This is a genomic window from Actinotalea endophytica, from assembly GCF_025717005.1.
Lineage (GTDB): Bacteria > Actinomycetota > Actinomycetes > Actinomycetales > Cellulomonadaceae > Actinotalea.
Genome location: NZ_JAOVZU010000002.1, coordinates 289,938 through 315,885, shown reverse-complemented (window position 1 = coordinate 315,885; position 25,948 = coordinate 289,938). Strand labels below are relative to the sequence as shown.

Annotated in this window: 25 protein-coding genes and 1 riboswitch; of the genes, 5 read left to right on the top strand and 20 right to left on the bottom strand. The window is 74.6% G+C overall.

Annotated features, from left to right (window positions below; translation table 11 throughout):
* Window positions 1-6: 6 nt before the first annotated feature.
* The 3 genes from OEB99_RS04635 to OEB99_RS04625 form a co-directional block, all read right to left on the bottom strand.
* Window positions 7-1,887: a hypothetical protein gene (locus tag OEB99_RS04635; protein WP_263508630.1), complete on the bottom strand. Its 1,881-nt coding sequence runs from the start codon at window positions 1,885-1,887 to the stop codon at window positions 7-9.
* A 36-nt stretch (window positions 1,888-1,923) separates the two neighbouring features.
* Window positions 1,924-2,190, bottom strand: coding sequence for a hypothetical protein (locus OEB99_RS04630; protein WP_263508629.1), 267 nt, complete (start codon window positions 2,188-2,190; stop codon window positions 1,924-1,926).
* A 373-nt stretch (window positions 2,191-2,563) separates the two neighbouring features.
* A complete protein-coding gene (locus OEB99_RS04625; protein ID WP_263508628.1) occupies window positions 2,564-2,797 on the bottom strand; it encodes a hypothetical protein in 234 nt (77 codons plus the stop codon).
* Window positions 2,798-2,927: 130 nt separating this feature from the next.
* Here OEB99_RS04625 and OEB99_RS04620 point away from each other — a divergent pair, with 130 nt between their 5' ends.
* The gene (locus OEB99_RS04620) at window positions 2,928-3,695 is read left to right on the top strand and encodes an aminoglycoside adenylyltransferase domain-containing protein (protein ID WP_263508627.1); all 768 of its coding nucleotides are present in this window, start codon (window positions 2,928-2,930) and stop codon (window positions 3,693-3,695) included.
* A 10-nt stretch (window positions 3,696-3,705) separates the two neighbouring features.
* Here OEB99_RS04620 and OEB99_RS04615 read toward each other — a convergent pair whose 3' ends face one another.
* The 3 genes from OEB99_RS04615 to OEB99_RS04605 all read right to left on the bottom strand — a co-directional run bounded on the left by OEB99_RS04615 (window position 3,706) and on the right by OEB99_RS04605 (window position 5,394).
* Window positions 3,706-4,329: a hypothetical protein gene (locus OEB99_RS04615; RefSeq protein WP_263508625.1), complete on the bottom strand. Its 624-nt coding sequence runs from the start codon at window positions 4,327-4,329 to the stop codon at window positions 3,706-3,708.
* 189 nt (window positions 4,330-4,518) lie between these two features.
* A complete protein-coding gene (locus OEB99_RS04610) occupies window positions 4,519-5,103 on the bottom strand; it encodes a hypothetical protein (protein ID WP_263508624.1) in 585 nt (194 codons plus the stop codon).
* Window positions 5,104-5,208: 105 nt separating this feature from the next.
* Window positions 5,209-5,394 carry a hypothetical protein gene (locus tag OEB99_RS04605; protein WP_263508623.1) on the bottom strand — a complete coding sequence of 62 codons (186 nt, stop codon included), beginning with the start codon at window positions 5,392-5,394 and terminating at the stop codon, window positions 5,209-5,211.
* 184 nt (window positions 5,395-5,578) lie between these two features.
* On the opposite strand from OEB99_RS04605, the gene OEB99_RS04600 reads away from it, so the two are divergent.
* Complete coding sequence (locus tag OEB99_RS04600) at window positions 5,579-7,693, top strand: pentapeptide repeat-containing protein (RefSeq protein WP_263508621.1); 2,115 nt, start codon at window positions 5,579-5,581, stop codon at window positions 7,691-7,693.
* Between the two features lie 8 nt (window positions 7,694-7,701).
* On the opposite strand, the gene OEB99_RS04595 is transcribed toward OEB99_RS04600, so the two are convergent.
* Window positions 7,702-9,387 carry a DUF885 domain-containing protein gene (locus OEB99_RS04595; RefSeq protein WP_263508619.1) on the bottom strand — a complete coding sequence of 562 codons (1,686 nt, stop codon included), beginning with the start codon at window positions 9,385-9,387 and terminating at the stop codon, window positions 7,702-7,704.
* 274 nt (window positions 9,388-9,661) lie between these two features.
* On the opposite strand from OEB99_RS04595, the gene OEB99_RS04590 reads away from it, so the two are divergent.
* Both OEB99_RS04590 and OEB99_RS04585 read left to right on the top strand, forming a co-directional pair.
* On the top strand, window positions 9,662-9,970 hold the full coding sequence (locus OEB99_RS04590) for a hypothetical protein (RefSeq protein ID WP_263508617.1): 309 nt from the start codon (window positions 9,662-9,664) through the stop codon (window positions 9,968-9,970).
* Window positions 9,954-10,457: a beta-class carbonic anhydrase gene (locus OEB99_RS04585; RefSeq protein WP_263508616.1), complete on the top strand. Its 504-nt coding sequence runs from the start codon at window positions 9,954-9,956 to the stop codon at window positions 10,455-10,457. Before OEB99_RS04590 ends, OEB99_RS04585 begins: the two co-directional genes overlap by 17 nt.
* A 6-nt stretch (window positions 10,458-10,463) precedes the next feature.
* Here OEB99_RS04585 and OEB99_RS04580 read toward each other — a convergent pair whose 3' ends face one another.
* Window positions 10,464-11,192, bottom strand: coding sequence for a hypothetical protein (locus OEB99_RS04580; RefSeq protein WP_263508614.1), 729 nt, complete (start codon window positions 11,190-11,192; stop codon window positions 10,464-10,466).
* Window positions 11,193-11,272: 80 nt separating this feature from the next.
* Between OEB99_RS04580 and gtfA the strand changes: the two genes are divergently transcribed.
* A complete protein-coding gene (gene gtfA, locus OEB99_RS04575) occupies window positions 11,273-12,769 on the top strand; it encodes a sucrose phosphorylase (RefSeq protein ID WP_263508613.1) in 1,497 nt (498 codons plus the stop codon).
* 51 nt (window positions 12,770-12,820) lie between these two features.
* Here the strand turns inward: gtfA and OEB99_RS04570 are convergent, their stop codons facing one another.
* The 12 genes from OEB99_RS04570 to OEB99_RS04515 all read right to left on the bottom strand — a co-directional run bounded on the left by OEB99_RS04570 (window position 12,821) and on the right by OEB99_RS04515 (window position 25,807).
* A complete protein-coding gene (locus tag OEB99_RS04570; protein ID WP_263508612.1) occupies window positions 12,821-14,788 on the bottom strand; it encodes a PKD domain-containing protein in 1,968 nt (655 codons plus the stop codon).
* Between the two features lie 15 nt (window positions 14,789-14,803).
* Window positions 14,804-14,879, bottom strand: a riboswitch (cyclic di-GMP riboswitch).
* Window positions 14,880-14,962: 83 nt separating this feature from the next.
* Window positions 14,963-17,371, bottom strand: coding sequence for a glycoside hydrolase family 31 protein (locus tag OEB99_RS04565; RefSeq protein ID WP_263508611.1), 2,409 nt, complete (start codon window positions 17,369-17,371; stop codon window positions 14,963-14,965).
* Window positions 17,372-17,567: 196 nt separating this feature from the next.
* Window positions 17,568-18,044, bottom strand: a complete 477-nt coding sequence (locus OEB99_RS04560; protein WP_263508610.1) for a universal stress protein — start codon at window positions 18,042-18,044, stop codon at window positions 17,568-17,570.
* Window positions 18,041-18,745, bottom strand: coding sequence for a V-type ATP synthase subunit D (locus OEB99_RS04555; protein WP_263508609.1), 705 nt, complete (start codon window positions 18,743-18,745; stop codon window positions 18,041-18,043). The genes OEB99_RS04560 and OEB99_RS04555 overlap by 4 nt, the downstream gene beginning before the upstream one ends.
* A complete protein-coding gene (locus tag OEB99_RS04550) occupies window positions 18,742-20,208 on the bottom strand; it encodes a V-type ATP synthase subunit B (protein WP_263508607.1) in 1,467 nt (488 codons plus the stop codon). Before OEB99_RS04550 ends, OEB99_RS04555 begins: the two co-directional genes overlap by 4 nt.
* The gene (locus OEB99_RS04545) at window positions 20,205-21,923 is read right to left on the bottom strand and encodes a V-type ATP synthase subunit A (protein ID WP_263508606.1); all 1,719 of its coding nucleotides are present in this window, start codon (window positions 21,921-21,923) and stop codon (window positions 20,205-20,207) included. The genes OEB99_RS04550 and OEB99_RS04545 overlap by 4 nt, the downstream gene beginning before the upstream one ends.
* Entirely contained in the window at window positions 21,914-22,423 is a 510-nt protein-coding gene (locus tag OEB99_RS04540) for a hypothetical protein (protein WP_263508604.1), read from the bottom strand. Before OEB99_RS04540 ends, OEB99_RS04545 begins: the two co-directional genes overlap by 10 nt.
* Window positions 22,420-22,677 (bottom strand): hypothetical protein, encoded by a 258-nt coding sequence (locus OEB99_RS04535; protein WP_263508603.1) that lies wholly within the window; start codon window positions 22,675-22,677, stop codon window positions 22,420-22,422. Before OEB99_RS04535 ends, OEB99_RS04540 begins: the two co-directional genes overlap by 4 nt.
* Complete coding sequence (locus OEB99_RS04530) at window positions 22,674-23,102, bottom strand: ATP synthase subunit C (RefSeq protein ID WP_263508601.1); 429 nt, start codon at window positions 23,100-23,102, stop codon at window positions 22,674-22,676. Before OEB99_RS04530 ends, OEB99_RS04535 begins: the two co-directional genes overlap by 4 nt.
* Window positions 23,099-24,382, bottom strand: coding sequence for a V-type ATPase 116kDa subunit family protein (locus OEB99_RS04525; RefSeq protein ID WP_263508600.1), 1,284 nt, complete (start codon window positions 24,380-24,382; stop codon window positions 23,099-23,101). Before OEB99_RS04525 ends, OEB99_RS04530 begins: the two co-directional genes overlap by 4 nt.
* Window positions 24,369-25,358 (bottom strand): hypothetical protein, encoded by a 990-nt coding sequence (locus tag OEB99_RS04520; RefSeq protein WP_263508598.1) that lies wholly within the window; start codon window positions 25,356-25,358, stop codon window positions 24,369-24,371. Before OEB99_RS04520 ends, OEB99_RS04525 begins: the two co-directional genes overlap by 14 nt.
* Entirely contained in the window at window positions 25,355-25,807 is a 453-nt protein-coding gene (locus OEB99_RS04515; RefSeq protein WP_263508597.1) for a hypothetical protein, read from the bottom strand. Before OEB99_RS04515 ends, OEB99_RS04520 begins: the two co-directional genes overlap by 4 nt.
* Between the last annotated feature and the right edge of the window lie 141 nt (window positions 25,808-25,948).

Here is a 25,948-nt window from a genome sequence, read left to right as displayed (position 1 = left end):
CTGACGTCAGCGGATGGTGGGCGGTTGCGGGATCTGACGCCCGAACTCGACGTAGATGGCGTCCAGCTTCTCGCTGCCGCTCGCGGTCTTGTTCACGGCGTAGCCGAAGCCGCTGAACCATCGGGTGTCCGGGTGCGCGAGGCGGACGTGCACGTAGTCACCCCACCTGCTGTACAGCTTCGGCGTGCCGTCGGGGTTGGTGACGGGGTTCCCGGCGGCGTCGACCTGCTGGCGCAACGAGGTGAGGTCGCTGGCGTCGCCGTACCAGACGACGAAGTCGCCGAGGATCCCGACGGCGTGGCTCCCGAAGTTGCTCGGGCCGCCGTAGCCGAGCGAGATACCGACCTCGCCGTCCGAGTTGGTCATCAGCGACGGGTACGCGAACGCGTAGTCCGGGTTCCAGACCTGCATCTGGTCGATCAGCCGGTAGTCGTCGGCGATGTCGAACCGTGCGATCTGGATGTGCGCGCGGGGGAACGAGAAGCCGCCGCCCCCGCCGTCACCTGTCGCGGCAGTCCAGGCGAACCAGACCTGTGCGCCCACTCTGGTGGCGCCGATGATGCGGTGGTCCTCACTGATCCAGTCGTAGCCGTCCGGGGCCAGCGACACGACGTCGTTGCTCGACACGCGCGGCCAGTTGCGCACCTTCCGGTCTCGCCAGCTGTAGGTCGCTGCGCCACCGACGGAGGTGTAGATCCGCATCGTCGAGTTGTCCACGTGGGACGCCCAGTGGTTGGTGTCACCGTCGATGTTCTGGATCGGCGAGCCTGCGCCGGAGGTGCTGTCACGGACCTCGGCGAACTGGAACCCGAAGCCGCGGCCGGCGGCCATGTCGGCGAGCGGCAGCTCGTAGAACAGCTTCCCGTGGAAGGAGTCCCCCGCGAAGACGTTCGTGTTGACGTGCAGGAACGCAGCGCCGGGGCTGAGGTCGGGGAAGTCCATCCACGCCGCGCCCAGGCCGAACGTGTCGGAGGTGAGGTTCCACTGGCGCCGCCACGCCGGCTTCCCGCCCTTGTGCGTCTTGAGGTCGGTGGGACTGGCGAGGGCGACCTTCACGACGTTCTTGCCCTGGGTCGAGTCGGACTTCTTCGAGCGGTAGCTCTGGACGTAGAGGACGAAGCAGTCGATGGCCGGGACGTAGTGGATGACCTGGTCCCCGGCCCAGCCGCCGTAGGTCGTGTCGGCGTCGAAGATCTTCGTGAAGTCGAGGTCGGTGAACGTCGTGCCGCCGTCGACCGAGAGCTTGAGCCAGAGATTGCCCGACATCAGCACCACGTCGCCCGACTTGGCCCCTGAGCTGTCCGGGGGCCAGGCTCCGCTGAACCCGCCTTCCGTCCAGGTCCGGAAGGACACCGGGCCCTGCGCGCCCCCTGGCGTGGGACCGCCACCCGACCGGAAGTCCTGCGGCGGGTAGGTCTGCGCGACCGGTTCGAGCAGGCCGAAGAGCGAGCCCTGGGGCACGCCGGGGAGGTTCTCGTCGGAGTCGTGCCGCGGCCGGTCCGGGACGTCCCACGCGTGGTGTCGCTCGCTGACCTCGGCGAGCTCGGCGCGGGCCCGGGACTTCGCCGACCAGCCCTGGCGGAGCTCCCCATGGCTCCCGTGCCGGCAGCGGTCCAGCACGTTGCACTCGTCGTCCGGCGGCTCCTCGACGGCGCAGCACTCATCGATGCGGGCGCGGAGCGCGGCGAAGCGGTCGTACTCCAGCGCAGCGGCGGGGTGGGCCGAGCGCTGCAGCTCGACCAGCTGCTCCACGGACTCCCGCAACGCGCGGATGTCGGCAGCCTGCCGATGAAGTTCCTTCTCGGTGCGGCACTGCGTGTTCGCCAGGGCTTCGGCGATGCAGAGGATGGTGGCGGCGTCGAGGCCGCTGGCGCGCTCGGGAGACATGGGAGACCGTCCTGGGAGTGTGGACTTGGCCGCGGCTCAGCGCGCGATGGCGACCGAGCGGCGGGATCGGATGGCCGCCAGCGCCATGACCGCGAGGGTCAGGGAGGCGGCGGCGAGCCCGAGCACGAGTGCCCACTCGGCCTCGCCGCTGCCGCCGTCCGGGGAGGCGCCGAGGACGGACTCGATCCAGGTGGGATCGATCGCGACGGCGAGCGCCGCGATCGCGCACAGCGCTGACAGGGCGACGATGCCTCGGACGACGATTCTGGGTACCGCTGCCAAGGCGGCGATGATCGTGTTCATGTCCCGGAGGACCCCCTGGGGCTACGTGTGGCACGTGCTGGCGGACCGTCCGCGTGCAGCAGACCGCGGCTCGCATGCGCGGCGGAGGGGGCTCGTGGGTGCGGCGCGCCCTCCCCGCCTGCAGGACCTGCATCTACTCAGGGAGTACGTCCGATCGGCACCCACCCTGGTGCCGATCCAGACACAGTCTCATGTTTATCACCGGCCAATCCCGTGCACAATGGGTTCCCCCGCGGACCGGATCGCGGCCGCGGTGGCCCGACGATCACCAGGTACCTGATGGGGACCTCACGACGGTGTGAGTCGGTGCCCCGTGCGCTCCGCGACGGCGGGCGACCGCACGGAGCACCCGGTCCTTCCCAGGCCCCCCGAGTCATCCCTCGACCGCGCCGGCGATGACCGCCTTGACGAAGTGCCGCCGGAAGAACAGGAACACGACGATCGTCGGCGCCATGATCAGCAACGAACCGGCGTTGAGCAGGACGACGTCGGTGGTGCACTGCCCGACGAAGTCCTGCAGCGCGCCCGCCATGGTGCGCTCGGTCAGGTCCGAGCCGGTGGAGTCGGCCACCCAGGTGCCGACCGTGCTCGTACCGCGAGGCAGCACGGCACCGCCCCGGGCGACGGGCGCCTGACCGGCCCCACGACGTCGCTCCCCGTCTACGGACTGCGGCGGTGCCGCCGGGGCGCACGCAATTGCCTGGGCCGACCGCGACGCACCCGTCTACCGTGCCCGCATGCCCTCGCCGACCGAGGCCCTCGCCGTGCGGGACCTGCTGCACGACATCCTCGGCGACGGGCCGGTCGGGCTGTGGCTGCACGGCTCGGCGGTGACGGGCACGCTGCGGCCGACGAGCGACGTCGACCTCCTGGCACTGGTCGAACGACCGTTGGGCGACACCGCGCGCGTCGCGCTCGTCGACGGGCTGCTGCGGGTCTCGGGCCCCTATCCCCCGCGTGACGGCCGCCGGCCGGTCGAGCTCAGCGTGGTCTCGCTCCCGGACGTGCTCCCGTGGCGGTATCCACCGGTGTGCGACCTCGCCTACGGCGAGTGGCTGCGTGCGCAGATCGTCGGCGGCCGCCTGCCCGCACGCCACCAGGCCCCTGACCTCGCCGTGCAGATCACGGTCGCCCGGCGCAGCGGCTCCGCGCTGCACGGCCCGTCCGCCGAGCAGGTGCTCGACCCGGTACCGCCCGGTGACCTCCGGCGCGCGATGCTCACCGGCGTGCCCGGGCTCCTGGACGACCTGCGCGGGGACGAGCGGAACGTGCTGCTCACCTTGGCGCGCATCGTCGTGACGCTGGAGACGGGCGAGATCGTGCCCAAGGACGTGGCGGCCGGCCTGGTGGCTCCGCGGCTGGGTGGGCACAGCGCACTGCTGGAGCTCGCCGGCGAGGCCTACGCCGGGTCGGCGGTCGACGACTGGACCACCCGGCGCGAGTCGGCCCGGGCCGCCGCCGGGGCCCTGGTCGCGCTGATCGGCGCGGCCGAGCCTCCCGGCTGACGGCGGTCGATCACCCGGCGTTCGCCGCAGCGGGCTCCCTCGTACGGTGCTCGCTCGCGGGTCGCGCCCAGGGGACGCCGACCAGGGGCAGCACCCAGCGGTCCAGGCCGCAGTAGCCGGCCACGCGCCAGGCGACCACCAGGAGCACGGCGGTGATCGCGAAGACCGGGTTCACCCCGAGGCTCCCCGCGAACAGGAAGCTGAGGTTGAGCAGCAGCCCGAAGGCGGCTGCGATCCCGGTGAACAGCCCGAGCACCAGCAACGCCCCGACCGTGATCTCGAGGAACGGGATGACCGGGCCGATCAACCGGTAGCCGCTGTCCGCGACCCAGGTCAGCCAGGCCTTGTTCCAGCCGAACGTGCCGCTGATCACCGCGGGGTGGTCGCCCGTGGTCTCGGCCAGCGCGCTGGTGGCGAACCCCTTCACCGCGGCGCCGGTGCGCCACGCGTCATAGCTGCCGAGCTTGCCGATCCCGGCGCTCAGCCACTGCCAGCCGAGCAGCACGCGCACCAGGAGCCAGACGACCCCGGAGAGTGTGGTGCGCTCGGCGAACAGCGCCCTGGCCCACGGCCAGGTCTCGACCAACGGCTCGGCGACCTCCCGGTCGGCGAGCGCTACGTCGTCACGCGACATGGGAACCTCCCTCGATGTGCGGAGCCGGCCGATGCCGGGGCTGCTCAGCGAGGGCAGGAGCACGGCGTGAAGCCGGCTCCTTCCATGCTGCGTCGGCCGTGCCGGGTCCCCAGGCCGCCCCGCCCCCGCGGGCCCGCGCCGTCGGGGTACCGGGGGGGGCCGGCGGAGCTTGGTGGGTGGGGCTGCTCGCTAGAGGTTCGAGGTGTCCGACCCGTTGGTCACACCGCCGTCGGTCGTACCGTCGCCGGTGCCCGAGCCGTCGCCGGGGACGGTGCCGTCGCCGGGCGCGCCGGGGAGCTGGCCGTCCTGCATCCCGGGCGGCCCGCCGCGGCCGTCGCCGCCGAAGTCACCGTCCTGGGGCAGCACGCCGCCGTCGATCGTGGTGCCACCGACCACGGCGCTCGAGCCGGCGCTGGCGCTGCCTGCCCAGAAGCCGCCACCGAAGGCGACCCCGGCGGCGAGCACCACGGCGATGCCACCGGTCACGACCGGGTGCGACGCCATCGTGGCGCGGGCCCCGGAACGCGACGGGGGCTCGGCCTGGCCGACCTCCGCCCACGGGGACGGCGCGACCGGCAGGTCGGGCTCGGACGACATGGGCTCAGCCTCGGCCGGCCCCGCGAAGATCGGCTCGGTCGGGCTCGGCTCCGCGGGCGAGGGCTCAGCCGCGGCCGGCGACGCAGCGTCCGTCGTCGTGCCGGCCGACCCGGGCTGCTCGTCGGGCGTGGGCTCGGTGGCGGGGGCGGCGGTGGTGCCGTCGGTCGTGCTGGTCATGGTGTCTCCTCTCGGTCTGCACCGAGGATCGACACCCGGCCTCCACCGGGCCTGAGATGACCTTGTGCGCGCGCTGTGAGCGTCGAGCGCCCTGTGCCGTGAGCGTCACTCGCCGCGTGCGGGGAGCAGTATGAGCTCGCGGGCCTCGTCGAGGTCCGGCGGCGCGGACAGCACCGTGTCGCGCTCGAGTCCGTCGACGACCAGGTGGTACCAGGACTCCTGGTCGTCGAGCGTCTCGAGCACGTCGACGTCGTGGATCCCGATGTGGTAGCTCGCGACCAACCGCTCCATGGTCCCTCCCGTCGGGTCGCGGGACCGTGCCCCCGACAACCAGTCTGCGCCGCTCGTCGCGTGATCGCCAGACCTCGGGCGCCGGTTCCGGGAGCACGCGACGTTCCCGGACGAACCGGGTCATCCGCGCACGCGTCATCCGTCCGGGCGATCAAGGCGACGCGTACCCGGCCGATGATCCGTCGTGACGTCGGGGCCGACCCAGAACTACGCGGACCCGCGCCTCGACCGGTGGCGCCCTCACCCGATCCTGGCGTGGGGCCTTCGCGCGTCGGTGTACCTGGCGCCGCCGCTGCTCGCCGTCGCGCTCGGCTGGTCGGCCGCCCGCTGGTTCCCGGCGAGCCGGCTGGGCCTCAACCCGTGGGTCTGGCTGGTCGCCGAGGTCACCCTGGCGACCGCGGTCGTCATCCTGGTCACCCGCCTCACGAAGCGGCTGCTGCCTCTGTCGACGATGCTCAGCATGGCCCTGGTGTTCCCCGACCGGGCGCCGTCCCGGCTGTCCCTCGCCGTCCGTACGCACTCACCGGCCGCCCTGCGCCGACGCGCCGAGGAGGCGCAGCGCACCGGCACCGTCGCCCCGGACGGTGAGGAGGCGCACGCCGCCGAGCTGCTCGGTCTGGTCGCCGCGCTCTCGTTGCACGACCACGCCACGCGCGGGCACTCCGAGCGCGTGCAGGGGTACGCGTCGCTGCTCGCCGACGAGCTCGGGCTCGACGACCGCGACGCGGCCCGGCTGCGCTGGGCGGCGTTGCTGCACGACATCGGCAAGCTCACGGTGCCGGCCGAGATCCTCGCCAAGAGCGGTCAACCGACCGAGGCCGAGTGGAAGGTCCTCGCGACCCACCCGCACGCCGGTCTCGACCTCGCCGCCCCGTTGGCCGACTTCCTCGGCGACTGGATGGACGCGATCAGCCAGCACCACGAGCGCTGGGACGGTGCCGGCTACCCGCTCGGCCTGGCGCGTGACGAGATCCATCGCGGCGCCCGGATCATCGCGGTCGCGGACACCTACGACGTGATCACCTCGGCGCGGTCCTACAAGACCGCGATGCCGGCGTCCCAGGCGCGGGCCGAGCTCGCGAGATGCTCCGGGACGCAGTTCGACCCGGAGGTCGTGCGGGCGTTCCTCGCGATCGGGCTCGGCCGGCTGCGCCTCAACGCGGGCCCCCTCTCGGCGATCACCGGCCTGCCCGGGATCCGGAGCATCCCGCTGCCCGACCTCGGGTCCGCCGCCTCCGGGATCAGCACCGTGCTGACGAGCGGGTCCGCCGTGGCCACCGCTGCCCTCGGCCTGCTGGTCGGCGCCATCGCCGCACCGGCGGCCGCGCTCGGCATCGTGCCGGAGCCCGCCGCTGCGGCCGTGGATGCGGGCCCGGCCGGGGCGCCCGCCGAGGGCGATGCGAACAGGCCCACCACGGCCAAGCCGACCGACCTGCCGGCGGACGACCCGCTGGAGGCAGCCGACGACGATCCCCCCGACGCCACGACGAGCACCCCGGCGGCGCCGGGCACGGACGCCACGGCCGGCCCGGTCACGACGACGAAGACCGCGTCCACGGCTGCGCCCGGCGCGACCCCGGCGGCGTCGACCACGCCGAGCGTCTCGTGCACCCAGGTCGAGGCGTCCGAGCGCGACCAGTGCACCCTGGCCGGCGCGACGCTGGTCGGCGACTGGTCGGGCGTGCGGCTCGACGGCGAGGACCTGACCGGGGCGCTGCTCGACGGCACGAACCTGTCGGGCGCCCAGCTCAACGGTGCCTCCCTGGCCGGCGCGACGCTCCGCGGAGCCCGGCTGGACGGCGCGAGCCTGCAGGGCGCCGACCTGACCAAGGTCGTGCTCGACGGCGTCGACCTCAGCGGCGCGAAACTGACCAACGCGACCCTCGCCGGCGCGCGGGTCGCGGGTGCGGTGTCCGGCCAGGCGGTGCTGCGCGACGCGACGCTCCTCGACCGGATCGCGCACGACACCGCCGTGCTCGTCGGCGCCGACCTCGGCGAGGCCGACCTCACCGGAGCCCAGCTGTCCGGCGCGGACCTCACGCATGCGGACCTCAGCGGCGCCGAGCTGGCGGGCTCCGACCTGACCGGCGCGTGGCTCACCGGTGCCACGCTCAGCCGGACCGACCTGGCCGGGGCACTGCTCGTCGGCGCCGACGTCGACCGCGCCGACCTCACCCGGGCCGTCCTCGACCGTGCCAACCTCTGGGTCGCGACGGGCGCGCCGTCGACGCTCACGAAGACGTCGTTCGCGTCGACGGTGTGCCCGTCCGGCGACCAATCCTCGACCTCCTGCTGGTAGAGCCCGGCTCAGCCGAGCACGGCGAGCTCGCGGGCGAGGTCGTCCAGACCGAGCGAGCCGAGGCCGAGTGCCGCGGTGTGCCAGACCCGCAGGTCGAGCTCACGTCCGGCCGCACGGGCCCGCTCCCGGGCCGCCTCCCGGCCGGACAGCCAGGCACGCTCGCCGAGCTTGTAGCTGATCGCCTGCCCTGGCCACCCCAGGTACCGCACGATCTCCGAGTCGACGAACGCCGCAGGCGAGCCGCTGCGCGCCGCGAAGAACTCCCGGCCGAGCTCCGGCGTCCACCGCTCGCCGCCGTGGAACGCCTGGCCGTCCGGGATCGTCAGGCCCAGGTGCATGCCGAGGTCGATCACGACGCGCACGGCCCGCATCCGCTGGTTGTCGAGGTACCCGAGGCGCACGCCCGGGTCGTCGAGGTAGCCGAGCTCGTCGACCAGGCGCTCGGCGTACAGGGCCCAGCCCTCGGTGGTCGCCGAGATCGAGCCGAGGCTCACCTGGTAGCGAGACAGCGCGCTCGCGCGGTACGCCCACTCGCCGAGCTGCAGGTGGTGGCCCGGGACGCCCTCGTGGTACCAGGTGCTCACCAGGTCGTGCAAGGGGAAGCGGGTCCGGCCGAGGGTCGGCAGCCAGGTGCGGCCCGGGCGCGAGAAGTCGAGCGAGGGACGGGTGTAGTACGGCGCGGCAGCCGCCCCGGGCGGTGCGATCCGCGCCTCGACCCGGCGCACCGGCTCGGCGATGTCGAACGCCGTGCCGTCGAGGTCCTCGATCGCCCGGTCCATCATGTCCTGCAGCCACTGCCGCACCTCGTCCACGCCCTCGACGGCGGGCCCCTCGCGGTCGAGGTGGGCGAACGCGGCGGCAGGGTCGGCACCAGGGAGCACACGACCGGCCTCGACGGCCATCTCCTCCTCGATCCGCGCGAGCTCGTCCCAGCCGAACTCGTACGCGTCCTGCGGGTCGACCACGGCGCCGAGGAACTGCCGCGCGGAGAGCAGGTAGCGGTCCCGGCCCACACCGTCCGGGACGTCGGCGACCGCCGGGAGGTAGTCCGAGCGCAGCCAGGCCGCGAGCCCGGCGACCGCCCTCGTGGCCTGCTCGGCGGCGGCGTCGGCCGGCACGGGCGAGTCGGCGACGAACCCCGCGAACCACCCGTCGGCCGCCACCGTCTCGAGCTGCTCGGCGACCGCCAGGGCCTGACGCGGGGCGCTGCGCCGCCCGGTCGCAAGCCCGTGCCTGAGCGACGTGCGGTAGCCGGCGGCGGCCGTCGGGACCTGCGCCATCCGGGCCGCGACGACCTCCCAGTCCGCGGCGTCGGCCGTGGGCATCATCAGGAAGATGCTCTGCAGCTGGTGGACCGGGGACGCGATCGGACGCAGCGACACGAGGTCCTCGCCGGCGTCGTGCATCGCGAGCGCGGTGGACAGCCGCTCGCGGAGCAGCGTCGCACAGCGCCGGTCGTCGTCGTCGCGCTGCTCGGCGCCGTCGAGCTCGGCCAGGGCCGCCCGCGCGGCGTCGGCCCGCTCGTCCAGAGCCGCCGGCGAGAGGTCCGGCATGCGGGTGTCGCCGGGTCGGGTGCCGAGCGCGGTCCCCACCGACGGGTCGAGGTCGGTGAGGGTCTCGACCCAGCGGTCGGCGACCTGCCGTGCGGTGCGGGTCGGGGTCTCGGCGGGGGTCTGGGTCGCGTCCGGCGTCATGGCCTCGACGCTACCGGCGCGGCGGGCCACCCACCGGCGCGGCTCGGCCGCCGGTCTTCCCCGCACCGCCGACCCCTCGAACCTTCCACGATGTGGTCACCGGGTTGGTACACGGGCATCGCCGTGACAATGTCCACCCCCATGCGAGCGACCCACACCTGCCACGGTGCGCTCGCTGCTGCCCTGGTGTGTCGAATGTGCTGCTGCCGGTTCTGACCGGCCCGAGCACCCATCGACCCCGCCGCGCCCTGCGGCACGCACCAGGAAGGCCGTCATGGCCCACGACCCCGCACCCCTGCTGCACCCCGGCGCGCCGTCGGCCGCCCCGGCAGCCCCGGGCTCCCCGACCCGCGGCGTGACCGTGAGCCTCGACCTGCCCGACGTGCCGACCGCCGTGCTGGTCGAGCTCGCCGGCACCCTGCACTCCCTCGCCCGCGACCTCGCGCCCGACGCGCCCACCCGCACCGACGTGCGGCTCGGAACGCCCGCTCCGGACGCCGACCCCCGCTACCTCACCGACCCGCGGCCACCCCGGCACCGGGTCACCCCACCCCGGAAGGAGCACCATGTCCACGACCGATGAGCTCGTGCAGGCCGCGACGTCCTACGCCGCCGCCTTCTCCGGCGGCCCGCTGCCGCTGCCGCCCGCCCGCAAGGTGGCGGTGGTCGCGTGCATGGACGCGCGGCTGGACGTCTACCGCGTGCTGGGCCTGTCCGAGGGCGAGGCACACGTGATCCGCAACGCGGGTGGCGTGGTCACCGCCGACGTCCTCCGCTCGCTGGCGATCAGCCAGCGCCTGCTCGGCACCGAGGAGATCGTCCTGGTGCACCACACGGACTGCGGGATGCTCACCTTCGCCGACGACGAGCTCAAGGCCTCGATCCAGGCCGAGACGGGCATCAAGCCGGCCTGGGCCGCCGAGGCGTTCGCCGACCTCGACACCGACGTGCGCCAGTCGGCGGCCCGGATCCGCGCCGACACCTCGGTGCCCCGTCGCGGAGCGATCCGCGGCTTCGTGTTCGACGTCGCCGACGGGACCCTGCGCGAGGTCGCGCTCGAGCAGCAGTAGGTACCGTCAGGACGCCTGGCCGGTCATCCGGTCGACGACCCGCACGGGCCAGCACTCCAGGTCGGCGGCGGCGAGCAGGTCCTCCCGCAGGGCGACGCTGCCGCCGACCAGGGTGCACTCCCTCGCCGGCTCGGTCACCACGCACCAGGCGCGGTCGACCGGCCAGAACGCGGTGGGCGACTGCGCCCACCACTGCCCCGGGGCGTCGTGGTACGACAGCTCGAGCGCGGCCGAGAGCGGGCCGGCGACCAGCACGTGCGCGCGCCCGCCGAAGAACACCCGAGGCGCCGAGCGGACGTCCGGCGGGGCCCCGGCACGCGGTGCGAGCAAGGCGGGCGGGTCGATCGCACGCCACCCGGGCCAGCCCTCCCACAGCGCGTACGTGCACTCGTCCGGGCGCTGCGTGTGCGTGCCGAGCAGGTCGCACAGCGCGGCGAGCTGCTCGACCGGGAGCGTCCCGGTGCTCGGCGCGCCGGACGCACCGCTCGCCGCCAGCTCGGCCCACCGGGTCAACGCGTGCAGGTCACAGCCCACCTCGCGAGCGGCGTCGGCCCAGGTCGAGGTCGCTCCGCCGCGCTCGACCGGGTGCAGCAGCCGGGTGTAGGCCGGGAAGCCCGAGGGCACGACGTCCCCGACCGCGGGGTCGTCACGCCACAGGCCGGTCGGCGGGAGCCGCCGGGTCACCCACTCCGCGGCGCGCACGTCCCCGAGCACGCGTACCCGGGAGCGCCACATGGATCCATCCTGCCCTCTCGACCCCGACCCGGGCCTCCCGGTGGCATCGTGAGAACCAGGCAGCACGAGGAGTGGTCCCGATGACGCGAGCCAGCAGCCCGACGGCGGTCCAGCTGATCGCCTACGCCGACCGTCTCGGGGGCTCGATCCCCGGGCTCGCACGACTCCTGCGCGGCCCGCTCGCGGGCGTGGTGGACGGCGTGCACGTGCTGCCCTTCTTCACGCCCTTCGACGGCGCCGACGCGGGGTTCGACCCGGTGGACCACGCCGCGGTCGACCCACGGCTCGGCACCTGGGACGACGTGCGGGACCTCGCCTCGACGCACACCGTGATGGCGGACCTGATCGTCAACCACGTGTCGGCCGACTCCGCGGAGTTCCGCGACGTCGTGGCCCGCGGGGACGCGTCGCCCTACGCCGGGATGTTCCTCACCATGTCGGACGTCTACCCCGACGGCGCCGACGAGCACGAGCTCGTCGGCATCTACCGGCCACGGCCCGGGCTGCCGTTCACGCCGATGACCCTCGGCGGCGCCAAGCGACTGGTCTGGACCACGTTCACACCGCAGCAGATCGACGTGAACGTCGACTCCCCCGCGGGGCGCGAACACCTCGACCACGTGCTGGACGCCCTCGTCGGCGGTGGGGTGCGGATGCTGCGCCTCGACGCCGTCGGCTACGCGGTGAAGCACGCCGGCACGTCCTCCTTCATGACCGAGCACACCTTCGCGTTCATCGACCGGCTCACCGCCCAGGCCCGCGAGCGCGGCGCCGACGTCCTGGTCGAGATCCACGCCCACTACCGGCGCCAGATCGCGGTCGCCGAGCGGGTGGACCTGGTCTACGACTTCGCGCTGCCGCCGCTGGTCCTGCACGCCCTGTACACCGGCGACGGCGACGCGCTGCGGCACTGGCTGGAGATCCGGCCGGCCAACGCGGTCACGGTGCTGGACACCCACGACGGCATCGGCGTGATCGACGTCGGCGCGGACCAGATGGGTGACCACGCGCCCGGCCTGCTCGAACCCGACCAGGTCGACGCGCTCGTCGAAGGCATCCACACCCGCTCGGGTGACGAGTCTCGCCGGGCGAGCGGGTGGGCGGCGTCCAACCTCGACATCTACCAGGTCAACTGCACGTACTACTCGGCGCTGGGCTGCGACGACGACGCGTACCTGCTGGCCCGCGCGATCCAGGTCTTCACGCCCGGCATCGCGCAGGTCTACTACGTCGGGCTGCTCGCGGGCGCGAACGACATGGAGCTGCTGGACCGCACCGGGGTGGGCCGGGACATCAACCGCCACCACTACACCGACGAGGAGGTCAGCGCCGCCCTCGACCGGCCCGTGGTCGCCGCCCAGCTCGCGCTGCTCCGGCTGCGCTCGCACCGGGCGTTCACCGGTGCCTGCTCGGTCGCCGGCGAGGGCTCGCGGCTCGTGCTGACCTGGCGTGCGGGCGAGCACAGCGCCGAGCTGGACGCCGACCTCTCCGAGCACACCGCGCGCGTCCGCGTCTCCGCGCCGGAGGGGCACCGCAGCTGCGACCGACTGCTCGACGTCGGCACTCTCCTGGGCTGAGCCGGACGGCCCGGGCTCCGCGGGCCGTCCGGACGCACACCCCCGCGGGGCTCAGCCCGGCAGCGTCTTGGACTGGATCGGGCCGTACACGGTCCCGGCCGAGTTCGTGGCGACCACCCGGTAGTAGTAGGTGCCACGTGGCGTGAGCCCGTCGATGCGGCCGCTCGAGACGGTCTTCTCGTAGGTCACCCCGGGGAGCTCGGTGACCGGGGACCGCCGGCCGAGCTGCGGGGTCGTGCCCCACTCCACCCAGGCCGTGGTCGCCAGGCGGTGCGGGTGCACCTGCCCCTTGAACGTCGTGCCGGTCGAGGTCGACGACGCGGTGTACTGGCGGGAGATCGTCGGCGGTCCGGCGGTCTCGAACGTGCCGGTGGTGACCGTCGTACCCGCCGCGGAGCGGGTCGTCGCCCGGACGTAGTACACCGTGCCCGTCCGCAGACCGCTCGCGTGCTGGCTCACGGTCTTCTCGTAGGAGACCGCGGGGACGTCGAGCACGTCACCCCAGTTCCCGTAGTTCGGCGTCGTCCCCCACTCGAAGCGCACCGTCCCGGGCACACCGTGCAGGTCGGCGTACGCGTAGAGCTCGGCCGTCGACGTGGTGACGTCCTTCACCTCGATCCGGGTGTCCGGCAGGTCCGCCACCGTGATGGTGCGCCGGTCCTCGGCGGTCGAGCCGTCCGTGCCGCGCACGGTGAGCGTCGCGGTGTACTCGCCGGCGCCGTAGGTGTGCACCCAGGCGTGCGGCAGGTGGCCGGTGCTCGTGTAGCTCCGGCCGTCGCCGAACTCGAGCGTCCAGGAGCCCACGGCGCCGCCCGCGGTGCCGCCGACGCCGGCGCTGAGCTCACCGTTGAACGTCACGGCGAGCGATCCGGCGCCGGAGGTGTGGTCCGCCGTGAGCAGCGCCGTGGTCCGGGTGTGGGCGCCCGGCTGCGCGGCGGCGCCCTTGAACGCGCTCAACGCCGAGGTCGAGGAGTCGACCCACCACGGGCAGCTGCCGTCGTGGTGGAAGTACAGGACCGCCTTGAGCTCGGGCCAGGCCAGAGCGGTGTCCATCGCCTCGGTCAGCCAGGTGGCCTTCCGCCCGGGCTGCTCGGCGTCCTCGACCGAGCCGTACTCGGCGAGCATCAGCGGCTTGCCGTGCGCACGCGCGAAGTCCCGCGCCCCGGCCGCACCGTCGGCCAGCGACCGCCAGGACTGCGGCCCGGACGAGCCCCGGCAACCGGCCCAGTTGTACGCGTCGACGCCGACCCAGTCGACCACGTCGTCGCCGGGCCACAGCTCGTCGGCGCTCGCGGTCGACGGGTTCGGGGCGAACGGCGTCGGCGCGACGATCCAGGTCCACACCACGTTCGTCACCTGCTGCTCGGCGAACACCTGCACGAACCGGCGCCAGGCCGCCCGGAACTCCGCGGGCGTCCCCCGCACCGTGTAGTCCGGCTCGTGGGAGAAGGTCAGGAAGATCGGCACGTCGAACGAGGCGACCTGGGCCGCGATCTCGCGGATCCGCGCGTCCTGCGACCCCGACGCCACGTCGGCCCAGCCGAGCGCGCTGCCGGAGACCCGCTTGGTCGAGATCGACAGCACCGGGGTGCGGCCGCGGCGCACGGCCTCGGCGACCGGGCTGGTGGTGAGGTCCTGGTCCCACAGCGCGTACCAGCGCTGCAGGTCGAGCTTGCGCCCGATGCTCTGCTCGAACGCGTCGACCGCGTCGGAGGTGGTGGCGAAGCCCTGCCGGCTCACCGACGCGCCGACCAGGACTCCCTGGTCGGGAGTGAGTGCGTCCACCGCCCACGCGTTGTCGGCGGCCGCGGCGGTGACGGCCGACGGCACCGTGGTCCGCGCGGCGCCCGTGCCCGTGGCGGCGGCCGCTCCGGCCGCGGGCACGAGCCCGGCCACGAGCGCGGTCACGAGCCCGATCACCAGGCCGCCCGCGCGCCGGAGTGCGGGCGCGGGACCGGTGTCGGGACGCGCACGCCGCGCGGTGCGCGCCCGGCGTGCGGAGAAGGAGAGATGACGCACGATGTGCCCCCGTCGTTCGGCAGCCTGGCGGGCCCCTGAGGGCTCCATGGCTTTGCGGCCCTGCCTTGCGGCAGGTGTGCTCTTGTCGCTGACGGATGACAGCCTCACCCGTTCGGGTGATCCGGCGCAAGGGCCTGCGGTCCCCGATCCCGCGCGCGCCTCGATCGCGGCCGGTCAGCCGAGCAGCACCTCGACCTCGAACGGCTCGGTTCCGGTGGGTAGCAGCCAGCCGTCGCCGTCGCGCTCGACCGGTAGCCGGTCGCATCGCACCGCGACCGGGTCTGCGCCGTGCACGACGAGTCGGAACGTGGTGCGGCGGTGCTCCGGGTAGCCCTCGCCGTCCACGGCGGCCGCGACGGTGACGAGCCCGGCGTCGCGGGTCGTGGTGAACGTCGTGCGCACCAGCGCACCACCGAGCGCCGCCGTGGAGACACCGTCGTCCTCCTGGAGCATCGAGACCACGGCGGGCGCGCCGGGCTCGGAGCCCGGCACCACGAGGTGCAGCTCGACGGCCTTCGGCTGGTGCCCGTCTGCGGAGGCCGGCGCCTCGGCCCACATCGGGATCACCGCGCCCGCGCGCACCAGCAGTGGGATGTGGTCGGCCGGTGCCGGCACCACGACGGAGCGCCCACCCTCGTACCAGTCGTGCGTGTGCCAGTCGTACCACCGGCCGGCCGGGAGCCGAACCTCACGCTCGGTCACGCCCGGCGCGACCACGGGAGCCACCAGCAGGTTCGGGCCGAGCAGGTAGGCGTCGTCGACCGCGGCGAGCGACGGGTCGGACTGGTCGGCGAGCACCATCGCCCGCTGCACCGGCATCCCGGTCAGCGACGCCTCCACGAACGCCGCGTAGAGGTAGGGCAGCAGCCGGTAGCGCAACCGCACCGCAGCGCGGACCCGGTCGAGCACGTCCGGCCCGAACGACCAGGGGTACTGGTCGGGCTGCCCGGTCATCTGGTGGTTCCGCGCGAACGGCGTGAGCATGCCGTACTGCATCCACCGGGTGAACAGCTCGGGTGTGGTCTCCCCCATGAAGCCGCCGATGTCCGAGCCGACGAACGGCTGGCCGGACAGCCCAAGCCCGGTCGACATCGGGATGGACTGGGCCAGGAAGTCCCAGGTCGCGAAGTTGTCGCCGGTCCACGTGGCGGCGTAGCGCTGGATGCCGGCGAACCCCGAACGGGTCAGCACGAACGTGCGCAGGTCGGGGTGGGTGGTGCGCAACCCCTCGACGGTGCCCATCGCCATCAGCAGCGCGTACTGGTTGTGGAAGCGCTCGTGCGAGGCGCGCGCGTGGTCGAACCGCATCCGGTCCGGCGGCACCACACCGGTCGCCGGCTCGTTCATGTCGTTCCAGATCCCGGCGATCCCGGACGCGACGTGCGCGGCGTTGAGCTCGCCCCACCAGGCACGAGCCTCGGGGGTGGCGAAGTCCGGGAACGCGGTCTCGCCCGGCCAGACCTCACCGAGGTACACGTCGCCGCCCTCGGTGCGGCAGAGCAGGTCACGGGAGAGCGCGTCGACGTAGACCTCCCAGTCCGGGTCGTGCTTGATGCCCGGGTCGACGATCGTGATCAGCCGCGCACCACGGGCGGCGAGGTCCGCGGACAGGGCCTTCGGGTCGGGGAACGCGACGGGGTCCCAGGTGAAGACGCGGTACCCACGCATGTGGTCGATGTCCAGCCAGAACACGTCGCACGGCACGTCGGCCTCGCGCATCCGGTCCGCGAGCGCGACGACCTCGTCCTGCGTGTAGGCCTTCCAGCGGCACTGGTGGTGCCCGAGCGCCCAGACCGGCGGGAGGCCGCACCGGCCGGTCAGCCAGGTGTACGCCTCGATCACGTCGGCCATCGCGGGCCCGGCGAGGACGTACTCGCACCACTGCCCGCCGTCCGCGGAGACCTCGAGGCCCGCGCGCGCACCGGTGAGGTCGAAGCGCACGCGGTACGGGTTGTCCAGGAACGAGCCGGCGACCGCCCCGGTGACCGAGTCGCGGTGCTGCCAGAACGGGATCCCTGCGTAGTACGGGTCGAACGCGGTCGACGTCCGGTCCGCGCGTGGGTCGTCGGCGGGCCAGCGCGCCTCGAACTCCTCGGCCCGGTCCGGGCTGAGCACGTCGAGGTTCCAGTCGACCAGGTCCCGGCCGCGGCGGTCGACGCCCCCGGTGCGCTCACCGAACCCGTAGACCTCGCCGGGCGCGAGCACCCTGCGGCTCGTCCACTCGTCGTTCCGGCTCGCGTAGGTCGACCCCGGCTCGGTGCGCAGCACGACGCTCCCGTCGGTCCGGGTGACCGTGATCGCGAACGGGTCGAGGTCGAGCCGGACCACCAGCGCCGCCGTGGTGAGGGTCGCGCCGGCGTCGTCGATCTCGGTGCCGACCTCGACGTCGAGCGGTTCGGCGACCACGGCGTGGCTGGGCTGCTCGTCGAACGCCCCACCCCGGCTCAACCGCACCCGGACCACGTCGTGCCGCCAGGCGTCGATCTCGAGGTGCTCCTCGCCGACCCTGGCGCGCAGTCCCCGGACTGCGGGACGCACCCGGTCGGCGAGGGGGTACGGGCGCGGTCCAGGCGTGACGGTCATGGCTCCCTCTCGCTCCCTGCTGTGCCCGCGGCGGTGCGGGCGCGATCCGCGTCACTGTAGCCCGGGGTGCGGTGCCGCACTCCCGGCCGCAGACCGGTCCGCACTCGGCGGGCCGTGCCGGCTCTCGTGCCGGTTCTCGTGCCGAATCTCGCGCCGGTTCTCGTGCCGGCTCTCGCGCCGGATCTCATCCGGGTCCTCATGCCGGCAGGTGCGGCCGGCCCGGCGGCACCTCGGTGGGCACCACGAGGACCGGGACGGTCGCGAACTCGAGGACCCGCAGGGTCGCCGAGCCGACCGTGGGCATCGCGTGCCCCGGCCGGGACACCCGGGCCATCACCACGAGGTCGGCCCCGCAGGCCGCCGCCTCCGCGAGCACCTGCGAGCCCACCGCGCCGTGCCGCACCGCTCCGGTCACCGGCACGCCCGCCCCCTCGCCGAGCGCGGTGACGTGGTGCAGCGCCGCGTGGGCGGCCTGCTGCTGGACCTCGCGATGGCTCACCTCGTCGGTCGCGTAGGCGTGGTGCGCACGCTCCCACGGCTCGATCACCGTGAGGACGTGCACACGTGCGCCCAGCACCGCGGCCCAGGAGACGGCGACCTCCGCCGCGGCGAACGCGGCCTCGGAGTCGTTGACCGCGACGAGCATCACGCTAGGTGGCCGGTCGGCGTTCATCTGGCCTCCCCTCGTCGGTTCGGCGGTGCACCTGCCGGGGCACCCTCCGCAGCGCGCACCGGCGAACCGGACGGTCGGCCCGGCGGCGCACCCGACGACGCTCCGGCCGACGCACCCGCGGTGGCACCCATCGCCCAGCGCAGCCGCAGTCCCTCGGCCATCTCGAGCTCCTCGAGCGCACGCTCGATGTCCGCCAGCTCTCCCTCCAGGCGCGGCACCCAGTGCCGCTCCACCGCGCGCTGCCTGGTCCGGGTGGCGACCAGCTCGGCCCGGACCGCGGCGACCGCGCGCAGGGCTGCGGCGTGCGCGACCGCCGCGTCCAGCGCGTCGGCGTAGGCACCCGCTGCGATCGCGACCGCGGAGGAACCACCCGTGGCCCGTGGGGGCGGCGACTCGCACCGCGTGTCGACCGGGTACGCCACGCCCATCGCCGCGGCGACGTCGACCTCCACCTGGGCGGGTGGCACCGGAGCCGCGGCCCGCACGCCGACCGGACCGTCCAGCGCCATGGCGCGGTCGCCCCAGGTACGTGCGACACGCTCGGCGGACAGCCAGGCCAGCTCGGTGCGCTCCGCGACCAGCTCGAGCCGCTCGACCTCCTCGGCGAGGATCCGGCGCTTACGATCGAGCAGCTCTGCGCCGTGGCGCGCGACCGCGAGCCGGCGCTGCAGCCGGACGCGTGCAGCACGGCCGGTGGTCATGGCCCGTCCTCGGCGTCACCGGCGCGGTCGTCGTCCGTGTCGTCCGGGTCGTCCGGGCCGTCCGGGTCGTCCGGGTCGTCCGGGTCGTCCGGCGGAGCGGTCGCCGCCGGCAGGTGCTCGGCGACCATCGCTGCCGAGAGCATGGTGAGCTCCCGACGAGGCAGCACCGCGAGCGCCGACCACGCGCGGGTCAGCGAGTCCACCAGGGACCTGCCCTCGTCGTCGGTCTGCGCGAACAGGTCCCGCTCGACGACGCCGCGGAACGCCAGGTACGCGCGGTCGGTGTCGCTCAGCGCCGACACCCCGACCAGCTCGCCGAGCTCGGCCGCCTCGCGTGCACGGGCCAGCGCCGCGAGCACCTGCGCAGCGACCGGGAGGTGGTCGTCCCGGGTGCGGCCCGGCCCTGCGCCGGACCGCATCAGGCGGGACAGCGAGGACAGCACGTCGACCGGGGGGTACACGCCGCGGGCGTGCACCTCGGGTGCGAGCACCACCTGGCCCTCGGTGATGTACCCGGTGAGGTCCGGGACGGGGTGGGTGAGGTCGCCACCGGGCATCGTGAGGACCGGGACGACGGTGACCGAGCCCGCCCGGCCGTGGATCCGCCCGCAGCGTTCGTACAGCGACGCGAGGTCCGAGTAGAGGTAGCCCGGGTAGCCGCGTCGGGCCGGGATCTCACGGCGGGCCGCAGCGACCTCGCGCACCGCCTCCGCGTAGCTCGTCATGTCCGACATCACGACGAGCACGTCGTCGCCGTGGCCGAACGCGAGCTCCTCGGCGACGCTCAACGCGATCCGCGGGGTGAGGATCCGCTCGATCACCGGGTCGTCCGCCGCGTTCAGCAGCAGCACGAGCTCGCCCGCCGCGGAGCGCTCCTCGAGCCGGTCCCGCACGTAGCCGATGTCGGCATGGGTGAGGCCCATCCCCGCGAAGACCACCCGGAACCCCTCGCCCGCCGTGGTAGCCCGCCCGGCCACCTGGGTCGCCAGCGCGAGGTGCGGCAGTCCTGGGACCGAGAAGATCGGCAGCTTCTGCCCGCGGACCAGCGTGGTGAGCGTGTCGAGCACGGACACCCCGGTGAGCACGGGCTCACGCGGCGGCTCGCGGTGCGTCGGGTTGAGCGGCCAGCCGGACACCGGCCGGGCCACCCCGGCCACCGGAGGTCCGCCGTCCAGCGGCTCGCCGCGGCCGTTGCAGACCCTGCCGTACCAGTCGGTGCCCACCCGCACGTGCAGCGGGCGCCCCTCGAACCGCACCCAGACCCCGCCCGGGGACAGCCCGTCGGTGCCCTCGAGCACCTGGACCACCGCGAGGTCCTCGTCGACCTCGAGCACCAGGCCGTGCCGGTCCGGCGCGCCGGCGACCTCGAGGGTCGCGAACTCGTCCCACCCGACCCGGTCGACGTCACCGACAACCAGCAGCGGGCCCTTGAGCTCGCGCACGTCGGAGTAGGCCACGCTCATCGCAGCGCCTCCAACCTGGCCAGCACCTCGTCGCGACGCCGGGACACCCCGTCCGCGTCGGCGGGCCCGACCTCCTCGCGCACCCGGATCAGGTCGGCGAGGTCGGTCTCCTCGACGGTGGTCGCGGCGACGCCCCGCGCGACCAGGCGCTGGCAGGCGTCGATCACGTCGAGCACCGCCGTGAGCAGCGCCGCACCCTTGGCCGGAGAGCACCGGCCGTCCTCCGGTGAGAGCGCGTTCTGCTGCAGCACCGTCTCCCGCAGCAGCCGCCCGCCGAGCAGCACCATCCGCTCGTGTGCGGGCAGCGACGCGGTGCCGATGACCTCGGCGAGCGACGCGAGCCGGTCGGCCTCGGCGAGGATCGCCGTCGCGGAGGCCCGCCGGGCCGCCCACCCGGGGTCGCCCTGGGCGGCGTGCCACGCCCCGATCGCGTCGGCGTCCCGCGCGAACGACCCCGCCCAGCTCACCGCCGGGTAGTGCCGGGCGTACGCGAGGTCGCGGTCCAGCAGCCACAGCGACCGGATGAAGCGCTGGGTGGCCGTGGTCACCGGTTCCGACATGTCGCCTCCGGGCGGGGAGACCGCGCCGATCACGGTGGTCGAGGCCGTGCGCCCGCCGAGCGTGGTGACCAGGCCCGCCCGCTCGTAGAACGCGGCGAGCTCGGACGCGAGCGTCGCCGGGTACCCCTCCTCGGCGGGCAGCTCGCCGGTGCGGTTCGCGAACTCGCGCAGCGCCTCGGCCCACCGCGACGTCGAGTCCGCGATGACCACCGTGTCGTAGCCCATGTCGCGGTAGTACTCGGCGACCGCGATGCCGCTGTGGATCGATGCCTCGCGGGCCATCATCGGCATGTTCGAGGTGTTCGCGATGATCACGGTCCGGTCCACCAGCCGCCCGCCGGTCCGTTCGTCGGGGACCTGCGCGAGCTCGGTCAGCACCTCGGCCATCTCGTTGCCGCGCTCACCGCACCCGACGTACACGATGACGTCCGCCTCGGACCACTTCGCGATCTGCTGGAGCAGCAGGGTCTTGCCGGTGCCGAACCCGCCCGGCACCGCCGCGGCCGCGCCCCGGGCGATCGGGTACACCAGGTCGAGCACGCGCTGCCCGGTGTGCAGCGGCACGACGTCGCCGAGCCGCTCGGTGAACGGCCTGGGCACCCGCACCGGCCAGCGCTCCCCGAGCGGGACCGCCACGTCACCGACCCGCACCGCGGGCTCGCTGAGCAGCACCGGGTCCGCGGTGAGCCAGGTGACCGTGCCGCTCACCGCTGCCGGGACCAGGAACCGGTGCACCACCGGACCGGCCTCCGGCACCGTGCCGAGCAGGTCGCCCGGGCGCACCTCGGCACCGACCTCGACCGCGGGCTCCAGGTGCCAGCGCCGGTCCGAGACGATGTCCGGGCGGTCCGGCGAGAGCCACACCGGAGCACCCGAGAGCGGCCGGAGCAGGCCGTCGAACGCCTGGCCCAGCAGACCCGGGCCGAGCAGGCCGGCAAGCCGGTCCCCGGTGGCCTCCGCGTGGTCGCCGGGCCGCAGCCCGCCGGTGTACTCGTAGGCCTGGAGCGTCGCGCGGGCGCCCGCGAGGCCGACCACCTCGGCCGCGATCCGCTGCGGCCCGAGCCGGACGACCTCGGCCATGGCCACGCCGTCGAGGCCGAGGACCTCGACCAACGGCCCGTTGACCCGGCTGACCCGGCCGGTGCTCAGCTCCACGGGTCACCCTCCTCGACGAGCACGTCCTCCGCGGCGCGTTCGGCCAGCGTGGTCAGGCGCAGGTCGAGCCGCCTGCTGCCGAGCTCACCGACGACCCCGCCCTCGGGCACCGGCCGCACCTCGGCGTCGGCGCCGAGCACGGTCCGGCACCGGGCCGTCCACGCCTCGAGCAGCGCCGGGTAGCGCGGGTCGTCGCGCAGCGCGGTCGCCGCGGACACGGTGCGCGCCACGGTCTCGGCCCGCAGCCGCTGCGCGGTCGCGAGCACGTGGCCGTGGGCCTCACGCCGGGCCCGCGCGTCGGCGAGCGCGGCAGCGGCCCGGCCGGCGGCGGTCCCGTCGGCGACGGCCCGCGCGAGGATCGCGTCGGACTCGCCGCGCGCGGCCGCGTCGAGCTCTTCGGCCCGTGCGGTCGCGTCGGCCAGCACCGAGTCGGCAGCCCGCGCGGCGTCCGACGCCAGTGCTCGGCGCACCGGTGCCAGCGCGGCGTCGGAGCGTCTCACGGCAGCACCACCGTCATCGGCCCCGACGACCGTTCGAGCGGCCGCCCTGGCCGTCCGGGCTCGCCGGGCGAGTCGTCGAGCTCCTCGTCGAGCAACCGGGCTGCGGCCGGTGTGAGCAGCACGACCGCGACGTCGGCGACCCGCGCCCAGCCGTCCAGGACCTCCGCGCGGCTCTCGGCGGGCAGCACCGTCGCGCCGCTCAGCGCCCAGGGCGCGACGCGACTCGCCTCGCCGAGCACGGCGACCTCCATCACGCCCGACCGATCATGATCATCGCGATCACCAGCCCGTAGATCGCGATGCCTTCGGCGAGCCCGACGACCACCATCGCCCGGCCGAAGATCTCCGGACGCTCGCTCATCGCCGCCAGCGCGGCCGAGCCGGTGTACGCGACCGCGAACGCGGCGCCGATCGACGAGCCGGCCACCGCGATCGCCGCGGCGAACAGCGCCGAGCCGCCGATGCCCGCGGTCGTCGTGGTGTCGGCGGCGAGCTCCGCACCGGCCGAGGCCGGCGCTGCCGACAGCGCGAGCACGACCAGCACGAGCGCACCGACCAGCACCACGGCGTCGACGGCCACCAGCAGCCGCCACCCCACGGCGGTCCGCCGTCGCAGCAGTGCGACGGCCGCCACGCCGACCAGGACGGCGACGGGAACGGTGAGCAACCACGGGGTCATGACCGGGTCCCTTCCTCGACGGGTGCGACGCCGCCGGCGGGCACCGGCGACCACGGCCGGAACGCGCGCCCCTCGGCGGTGAAGATGCGGGAGAACAGCTCGTAGTACTCCAGGCGGAGGGCCTGCACGCCGGCGACCAGCGCCTCGAGGCCGAAGGTCACGACGTTGCCGACCAGGAACAGGGCGATCGCGGCGACGGCGCGCCACCCCGGTCCCCACAGCGCGGTCGTGCCCTGCCAGACCAGCGAGAGCAGTGCGGCGTGCGTGAGCCCGAACGCCGCGAGCCGGGCGAAGGAGATGATGTTGGACCCGAGCCGGACCACGGTGTCGACCAGCTCGACGCCGGTCTGCATCGCGCCGGCGAACCCCCCGCCGGTCTCGGCGAGCAGGCCGATGCCGACCAGCACGAGCGCCACCACACCGAGCACCGCGGCGCCCACGACGAGCGCGCCGAGACCGGACACCAGACCCCAGACCCCGAGGCCCACGGCGGCGAAGAGCGCAGTCCCCGCGAGGCCGGTCCGGGCGTACAGCGCGTACCCCCAGCCGCCCTCCCGCACGCGGTTGACGGTGCCGAGCACGGAGGCCGCGGCCAGCAGCACGCCACCCATGCCGACCGCCGCGGCGAGCAGCGGCACCGGTTCGCTGAGCGGGTCCAACCAGAGCACGGGCAGCACGCCGGTGGGCCCGAAGAACTCGCCGTACAGTGCGCCGAAGACCATGGACATCACGCCGGCCGCGGTGACGAAGCCCCACAGCCTCGACAGCGGGGCGAGCCGCGCCCACCGGCGGGCGCGCAGCGCGAGACCGGCGAGCACGAGCACCGCACCGTGGCCCACGTCGCCGAACATCATCCCGAACATGAGCACGTAGGCCGGTCCGGCCAGCCGTGCGGGGTCGACGTCCTGGTACGGCACGGTGCCGTAGGTGTCCACCAGGGTTCGCGAGGCGTGCTGGCCGATGAGCAGGGTCGGCGGGTCGATCCCCGCGGGGCGGGCCAGCGGGACGACGGCGGCGTCGATCTCCGCGAGGTCCTCGGCCAGACCGGCCAGCTCGTGCGATGGGCTCCAGCCGACCAGGGCGGCCACCGGCCCGTCGACCACGGCGGCGTCCGCGACCCGGTCGACCTCGGCCTGCCCCTCGAGGGCGGGGCCGGGCACGTCGAGCTCGACCGTGCCCCGGGCCGAGACGGCGAGCAGCATCGCCCGGCACCGCTGGACCGGCGCGACCAGCGCGACGCGTTCCATCCGCACGGGGCTCAGGGCCTCACGCCACGGCATCGAGCACCTCCAGCCCTGCGGGTGCCCGGTCGGGTCCACCGGACCAGGCGGAGGTGAGTGCGGCGCGGACCCGCCAGGCGTCCACGGCGAGCACCGCGACGGCACCGACCACCACGGGCGGCCCGGGCAGCGCACCGCGCAGCATCGTCAGGCCGTCGGTGTGCACCCGCTCCCGGAACCTCGCCTCGGCCCGCCACAGGTCCTGCGGGCCGTCGACGTCGTCGAGCATCGGGCGCAGCGCGTGCGGCAGGCTGTCGCGCAGGCCGTCCGCGTCGCGCGCGCGGGTCCACCCGTCACCGACCAGTCCGCGCACCAGCCCGGGCAGCCGGGTCGGCACCGGCTGGCCGAGCAGCACGAGGCGCGCGACGAGCAGCGCGGCCGCCCCGGTCGCCCACGGCCGGGCCGGGGTGGCCTCGCGCGCCACGCGGCGCAGCCACACCGCGGTCAGGACGTCCGCGCGCTCGGTCGCGTCACCCATCGCACCCCACGGCGAGTGGCGCAGCGCCGCGTCGAGCTCGTCGGCCGAGCGCGCCCGGCGGAGCCGCGGCCAGGCTGTCGCGAGCGCGCCCAGCTCGAGCCCGTTCGCGACCGGCACCTCGGCTGCGGGCGCGATGAGTCCGGATCGGGAGGCGGTGCCGGCCGCGGCGCCTGCGGCCTGGTCGAGCGCGGCGGCTCGCACCAGGATCTCGGCACGCTCGACGCCGGCGGCCAGCGCACGCAGGACGCGCGTCCCTCGTGCGGGCACCCAGCCCGCGAGCACGCGCATCGTCCACAGCAGGTCGGCCCGCGCGTGGCGGTCGGCGTCGGCCGGCGTGGTCACGCCGTCCAGCCAGGCGGAGACCGGTGTCGTGGAGAGGACGTCGAGCGCCGCCTGGAGGTCGGTGCACAGCGCGGCCGCGCGGCACGCACCGGCTCCGGCGCGCCGGCGGGCCATGGCCCGGGCCCGCACGGAGGCGGCGACCCACTCGGCGGTCATCCCGATCGCCGCCCGGCTCCCGGTTCGCCGAGCATCTCGTCCAGGACGCGGTCCAGTGCGCGCGCGACGAGCCGCGGCGTGACCTGCTCGGCCCGCGCGGTCATGGCGTCGGCACGAACCCGAGCGTCGGCCATCCACCGGGCGCGTTGCTCGACCGCGTCCCGCTCGGCGGCGGCCGCGGCCTTCGCGCGTGCCCCGGGTGCGCGCGAGCGCGCGGTGGCCAGGGTGGTGGCGGCCCGCTCACGGGCCCGCGCGACGATCTGCTCGGCCTCGGCCTCGGCGGCCGCGAGGCGTGCAGCGGCGGCCTCCATGTCGGGGCGCAGCGCGGCCATCACCGGTGCCAGCTCCGCCGCCGGCCCGGTCACGTCCTGCGAGGGCACCCCGGCCGCAGCAGCGGGCCCGGGAGCACCCACCGGACGGAACCTGTCGAGGATGCTCTGCCACGCCATGTGACGCCTCCGTCGTACCGAGCCTAGGGCCGTGACGATCATCGAGGGTGGGAATGTGGTCCCTTCCTGGCGCTTGGCACACGGGCGTCCACCGGGCGTACGACCGGGGGTCGGCCACGCACCGCCATGCATCGTTCACCG

Coding starts and splice junctions, on each gene's coding strand:
- OEB99_RS04635 (WP_263508630.1), bottom strand. CDS start 1,887: ATGTCTCCCGAGCGCGCCAGCGGCCTCGACGCCGCCACCATCCTCTGC.
- OEB99_RS04630 (WP_263508629.1), bottom strand. CDS start 2,190: ATGAACACGATCATCGCCGCCTTGGCAGCGGTACCCAGAATCGTCGTC.
- OEB99_RS04620 (WP_263508627.1), top strand. CDS start 2,928: ATGCCCTCGCCGACCGAGGCCCTCGCCGTGCGGGACCTGCTGCACGAC.
- OEB99_RS04615 (WP_263508625.1), bottom strand. CDS start 4,329: ATGTCGCGTGACGACGTAGCGCTCGCCGACCGGGAGGTCGCCGAGCCG.
- OEB99_RS04610 (WP_263508624.1), bottom strand. CDS start 5,103: ATGACCAGCACGACCGACGGCACCACCGCCGCCCCCGCCACCGAGCCC.
- OEB99_RS04605 (WP_263508623.1), bottom strand. CDS start 5,394: ATGGAGCGGTTGGTCGCGAGCTACCACATCGGGATCCACGACGTCGAC.
- OEB99_RS04595 (WP_263508619.1), bottom strand. CDS start 9,387: ATGACGCCGGACGCGACCCAGACCCCCGCCGAGACCCCGACCCGCACC.
- OEB99_RS04590 (WP_263508617.1), top strand. CDS start 9,662: ATGGCCCACGACCCCGCACCCCTGCTGCACCCCGGCGCGCCGTCGGCC.
- OEB99_RS04585 (WP_263508616.1), top strand. CDS start 9,954: ATGTCCACGACCGATGAGCTCGTGCAGGCCGCGACGTCCTACGCCGCC.
- OEB99_RS04580 (WP_263508614.1), bottom strand. CDS start 11,192: ATGTGGCGCTCCCGGGTACGCGTGCTCGGGGACGTGCGCGCCGCGGAG.
- gtfA (WP_263508613.1), top strand. CDS start 11,273: ATGACGCGAGCCAGCAGCCCGACGGCGGTCCAGCTGATCGCCTACGCC.
- OEB99_RS04565 (WP_263508611.1), bottom strand. CDS start 17,371: ATGACCGTCACGCCTGGACCGCGCCCGTACCCCCTCGCCGACCGGGTG.
- OEB99_RS04560 (WP_263508610.1), bottom strand. CDS start 18,044: ATGAACGCCGACCGGCCACCTAGCGTGATGCTCGTCGCGGTCAACGAC.
- OEB99_RS04555 (WP_263508609.1), bottom strand. CDS start 18,745: ATGACCACCGGCCGTGCTGCACGCGTCCGGCTGCAGCGCCGGCTCGCG.
- OEB99_RS04550 (WP_263508607.1), bottom strand. CDS start 20,208: ATGAGCGTGGCCTACTCCGACGTGCGCGAGCTCAAGGGCCCGCTGCTG.
- OEB99_RS04530 (WP_263508601.1), bottom strand. CDS start 23,102: ATGACCCCGTGGTTGCTCACCGTTCCCGTCGCCGTCCTGGTCGGCGTG.
- OEB99_RS04525 (WP_263508600.1), bottom strand. CDS start 24,382: ATGCCGTGGCGTGAGGCCCTGAGCCCCGTGCGGATGGAACGCGTCGCG.
- OEB99_RS04520 (WP_263508598.1), bottom strand. CDS start 25,358: ATGACCGCCGAGTGGGTCGCCGCCTCCGTGCGGGCCCGGGCCATGGCC.
- OEB99_RS04515 (WP_263508597.1), bottom strand. CDS start 25,807: ATGGCGTGGCAGAGCATCCTCGACAGGTTCCGTCCGGTGGGTGCTCCC.